Origin of the sequence: Ruminococcoides intestinihominis, from assembly GCF_040096285.1 — a bacterium.
In the GTDB taxonomy this organism is placed as follows: domain Bacteria; phylum Bacillota; class Clostridia; order Oscillospirales; family Acutalibacteraceae; genus Ruminococcoides; species Ruminococcoides intestinihominis.
Genome location: NZ_JBBMEY010000086.1, coordinates 1 through 2424, shown reverse-complemented (window position 1 = coordinate 2424; position 2424 = coordinate 1). Strand labels below are relative to the sequence as shown.

3 protein-coding genes are annotated in these 2424 nt (G+C 40.6%); all 3 read left to right on the top strand.

Annotated elements, in window-relative coordinates; all coding sequences use genetic code 11:
- The first annotated feature begins 9 nt into the window (after nucleotides 1-9).
- A complete protein-coding gene (locus tag WMO18_RS10785) occupies nucleotides 10-225 on the top strand; it encodes a DUF961 family protein (protein ID WP_021407503.1) in 216 nt (71 codons plus the stop codon).
- Nucleotides 226-326: 101 nt separating this feature from the next.
- Nucleotides 327-1091 (top strand): MBL fold metallo-hydrolase, encoded by a 765-nt coding sequence (locus WMO18_RS10780; protein ID WP_367286602.1) that lies wholly within the window; start codon nucleotides 327-329, stop codon nucleotides 1089-1091.
- A 98-nt stretch (nucleotides 1092-1189) separates the two neighbouring features.
- Nucleotides 1190-2424: FtsK/SpoIIIE domain-containing protein (locus tag WMO18_RS10775; RefSeq protein WP_367286601.1), on the top strand; the 1235-nt coding region annotated here is incomplete at its 3' end.

The window sequence follows — 2424 nt, the reverse complement described above, 5'->3', positions numbered from 1 at the left end:
ATTATCCCCGTGTCTGTACCGCCAGAAGTACCGTTAAGGGAATTTCCTTACAATGCAGTTGTGGAGCTTGTCAATCCCGTAGCCGATACGGTATCAAGAAAAACCTATACGGGTGCAGATGTGGACTGGTATGTAAAGGCAGAGGATATTGTATTGAAGAATAAAAGCAACCAGAACGCAGGCAATACACAGAACCATACACCGCAGGGACAACCGAAAAAATAGACTTGCTGAATAGATTTTCGTTGTAGAGGATATACGGAACTGTTATAATATGGGTATGAAGAAAGCGACAAATTAAAATTTTTAGGGAGTGAGAATAGTATATGGACAGTTGGTTTACCGTCGAACAAATAGACCAAGATACATTCGTCATCAGCGAATACAAACACTGGGAAGAAACACATTGTTATCTATTGTGTGGGACAAAAAGAGCCATTCTGATTGATACAGGTTTAGGTGTTTCCAACATCAGAGAGGTTATTGATGGATTGACGAAACTGCCCGTTACAGTAATCACTACTCATGTTCATTGGGATCATATCGGTGGACATAAATATTTTCGGTCTATTGCAGTTCATGAAGCAGAAAAAGAATGGCTATCGGTCAAATTCCCTATACCTTTGCAAGTGGTAAAAAACAATATTATGTGCAATCCATGTGATTTCCCCTCGGATTTTAAGGTAGAGAAATATCAGATTTTTCAAGGGGTTCCGCAAATGATTTTACATGATGAAGATTGTATTGACTTAGGGAACAGAAAGTTGGTAGTTATTCACACGCCCGGTCATTCTCCCGGACATTGTTGTTTCTATGAAGCGGATAGAAAATATCTGTATTCCGGCGATTTGATATATAGCGGTTGCCTTGATGCTTTTTATACATCAACAAACCCACAAGAATTTTGGAAGTCTGTTAGAAAAATTCAATCTTTAAAGATAAGTCGAATTTTGCCAGGACATCATCATTTATCTATTCCAGTTACTATAATTGACAAGATAGAGACAGCTTTTCACAACTTGTCAAATGAAGGGAAATTAAAACAAGGGAATGGTATATTCAGCTATGAGGGGTTTCAAATCCATATCTGAAATGCAATCTTAGTTTCACAATTTCATATCTATACATACATAGCAGTTAGTCTTAGGATTGACTGCTTTTTTCATACCCAGAAAGGAGTGATTGATTTATGCGTATGATTTGGAACAAAGGACACCGTATCAGAGCCAGCGACAAGCACCTTGTCTATCATTTTTCCATAGGGACGCTTCTGTTTGTATTCGTGGCGGTTCTCCTGCTACTGAATATAAAACAGCTCATGCGTGCCGATTGGGAACATTTCAGCTTATTAGACAATGGCTTTACGCTTTCCCTTTACAACTTCATAACCATACTGATAGCGACTGGTGTTTGTGCATTGGTCGCTTTTCTGTATTACCGCTTCTGTTACGACAGTTTCAAAAAGCTACTGCACCGTCAAAAGCTGGCACGAATGATACTGGAAAACAAGTGGTATGAAGCTGATACCGTACAAGACAGCATTTTTTTTACTGACCTGCAAAGCAGATCAAGGGAAAAAATAGTCTGGTTTCCAAAGATTTATTATCAAATGGAAAAGGGACTGCTTCATATCCGCTGTGAAATTACGCTGGGGAAATATCAAGACCAGCTTTTACGGTTAGAGGATAAATTGGAAAGTGGCTTGTATTGTGAGCTGACCGACAAGACCCTGCATGACGGCTATATCGAATATACCCTGCTTTATGATATGATAGCGAACCGCATTACCATTGATGAAGTACGGGCAGAGAACGGCTGTCTTAGACTGATGAAAAATCTTGTCTGGGAATATGACGCACTTCCTCATGCTCTGATTGCTGGTGGGACTGGTGGCGGTAAAACTTATTTTCTGCTGACGCTCATTGAAGCCTTATTGCATACCAACGCTGTCCTTTATATCTTAGACCCGAAGAACGGTGACCTTGCGGACTTGGGAACAGTCATGGGGAATGTGTATCACACCAAAGAAGAAATGATAGATTGCGTCAATGCCTTTTATGAGGGCATGGTACAGCGAAGTGAGGAAATGAAGCGATACCCGAACTATAAGACGGGCGAAAACTACGCCTATCTGGAACTGCCACCCTGCTTTCTTATCTTTGATGAATATGTGGCATTTTTTGAAATGCTGGGGACGAAAGAAAGCGTGGGCTTACTTAGCCAGTTAAAGAAAATCGTTATGTTAGGACGACAAGCAGGTTATTTCCTTATCATTGCCTGCCAGCGTCCAGACGCAAAGTATTTCTCGGACGGTATCAGAGATAACTTCAATTTCCGTGTGGGATTGGGGCGTATCAGCGAATTAGGTTACGGTATGCTGTTTGGTTCAGATGTGAAAAAGCAGTTTTTTCAGAAGCGTATCAA

Coding starts and splice junctions, on each gene's coding strand:
- WMO18_RS10780 (WP_367286602.1), top strand. CDS start 327: ATGGACAGTTGGTTTACCGTCGAACAAATAGACCAAGATACATTCGTC.